Source organism: Shewanella sp. AS1, assembly GCF_021412565.1.
GTDB lineage: Bacteria > Pseudomonadota > Gammaproteobacteria > Enterobacterales > Shewanellaceae > Shewanella.
Genome location: NZ_JAKCLJ010000020.1, coordinates 1 through 2019, shown reverse-complemented (window position 1 = coordinate 2019; position 2019 = coordinate 1). Strand labels below are relative to the sequence as shown.

Annotated in this window: 1 protein-coding gene, 1 tRNA gene and 3 rRNA genes; all 5 read right to left on the bottom strand. The window is 46.3% G+C overall.

The genetic code is table 11. The features are described 5' to 3' along the window. Window positions 1–114, bottom strand: a 16S ribosomal RNA gene (locus LZP69_RS15825); the annotation flags it as partial. Between the two features lie 570 nt (window positions 115–684). After that, a complete protein-coding gene (locus LZP69_RS15820; RefSeq protein ID WP_234201686.1) occupies window positions 685–1113 on the bottom strand; it encodes an FKBP-type peptidyl-prolyl cis-trans isomerase in 429 nt (142 codons plus the stop codon). 502 nt (window positions 1114–1615) lie between these two features. Beyond that, a 5S ribosomal RNA gene (gene rrf / locus LZP69_RS15815) occupies window positions 1616–1731 on the bottom strand. 9 nt (window positions 1732–1740) lie between these two features. Further along, window positions 1741–1816 (bottom strand) — tRNA-Thr (locus LZP69_RS15810). Window positions 1817–1900: 84 nt separating this feature from the next. Next, window positions 1901–2016: ribosomal RNA gene (rrf, locus tag LZP69_RS15805) — 5S ribosomal RNA — on the bottom strand. Between the last annotated feature and the right edge of the window lie 3 nt (window positions 2017–2019).

The window sequence follows — 2019 nt, the reverse complement described above, 5'->3', positions numbered from 1 at the left end:
CCGTCCGCCGCTCGCCGGCGAAGATAGCAAGCTATCTCCCCGCTGCCGCTCGACTTGCATGTGTTAGGCCTGCCGCCAGCGTTCAATCTGAGCCATGATCAAACTCTTCAATTAAAAGTTTTTTGTTTGGCTTGCGCCAAACGACTCAATGAATTCTGATTCATCACTTAGACTCGGAAGAATCTAAGGATGTTTGTACATATTGCTATGGACTCTCACTATCTCTAGTGAACTAGATTTAGTAAATCATGCATTGAGATTTAAATCGTTTTCGATTTCTCAACACCTGTGAGTGTCCACACAGATTACTTGTTTCATCTTGTTAAAGAACGTTCGCCTCATACTGGACTCCAGCGGGCTAGGGCTGCGTATTCTACACTTCCCAATCAAGTCGTCAAGGGCTAATTTTAGCAAATCTTGCGACTGCGGATTTATTAAACAAATCCTCTTAACATGGCGCTGCTGTAACTGCTTTGCCGTGTCAGTGGGAGCGCATTATAGGGAGTGAATTGGTTTGCGCAAGGGGTTTTTCAATGAAAATATCATTTATTTTTTATACCGGGCAAAACACATTTTATACCTGACTTATCTACAAACTTACCCACAACAGAGCCCACAGCAGTGCCCACATATCGCTATCGCAATAAACTCACAACAGCCGTTTTTTGTAACCATCGCTTACTATTAAAGGGCACTAATTAGGCGCACATCAAAATGGAGCACAGCGTTGGCACCTATTTTACCGCCATTCCCTTTACGCCCCCAGGCCAACTCAGGCGGGATCATAAACTCATATCGCGAACCTACCGGCATAAGTAAAATTGCTTCACGCAATCCATCGATGGCTTCTGCCAACTCAAAAGTCTCTGGCATGCCCGCTTTATAGGTATCGGCAATGACACTGCCATCGGATAATAAGATCCGCTGATTAATAACTACTGTGTCAGTTTCTGCTGCGTATTGGCCGTCTGCATTTTCGATCACCCGGTACATCAAGCCGGAATCACATTCTTGAGTCTCTGGATGTGCACTGAACTTCTCAATAAAGCGTGCGCTATTCTTGCGATTACCGCCGGAGGAACCTTTTGATTTAGTCGTCTGTTTACGTGTCACAATAGTCCTTACTTTAAGCTGTTATTTGTATGACTATTATAATCAAAAGAGACTCTAGCGGTAAGCGGTAAGCAGTAAGCGGTAAGCGGTAAGCGGTAAGCGGTAAGCGGTAAGCGGTAAGCGGTAAGCGGTAAGCGGTAAGCTAGCATTGTAAAACACTTGATAAGCATGCTACTAGTTTCATAAAACTTATAGCTTAGGGCTTAGCCCCATCGCCCTACTTTCGTAGTTTACGTTACGAACACATGGGGTGTAGAGTCCCTGCTATGATGCAACGCATTCAAGGGCTTTGAAGCGCGAAGCAGCTGTGCTGCAAGCTGAGGGGCATGCACTACCATCGGCGCGATTGCGTTTCACTTCTGGGCGCCAGCGGCGATAGGGAGCGGATGGGAGCAGGTCTGAACTAGTAAAAATGAAGCAAGTGTTTCTAAAGTCGTTAAACGAAAAAATCCCCAACACAGTGTGCTGGGGATTTTCGACTCTCTTTCGAGAATAAATAGGCGTCTGGAAATGACCTACTCTCACATGGGGAGACCCCACACTACCATCGGCGCGATTGCGTTTCACTTCTGAGTTCGGGATGGGATCAGGTGGGACCACAATGCTATGGTTTCCAGACAAATTTAGTGGTGCTGATACCCAGAATCGAACTGGGGACCTCATCCTTACCAAGGATGCGCTCTACCGACTGAGCCATATCAGCACAAAATCTTTAATAATTAAGCGTCTTACACTATATGCGCTTGATTATTTTGCTTAACCCTAAACCAGGTTAAGCGAATTAGGCGCTTGGCGATGACCTACTCTCACATGGGGAGACCCCACACTACCATCGGCGCGATTGCGTTTCACTTCTGAGTTCGGGATGGGATCAGGTGGGACCACAAAGCTATTGTCACCAAGCAA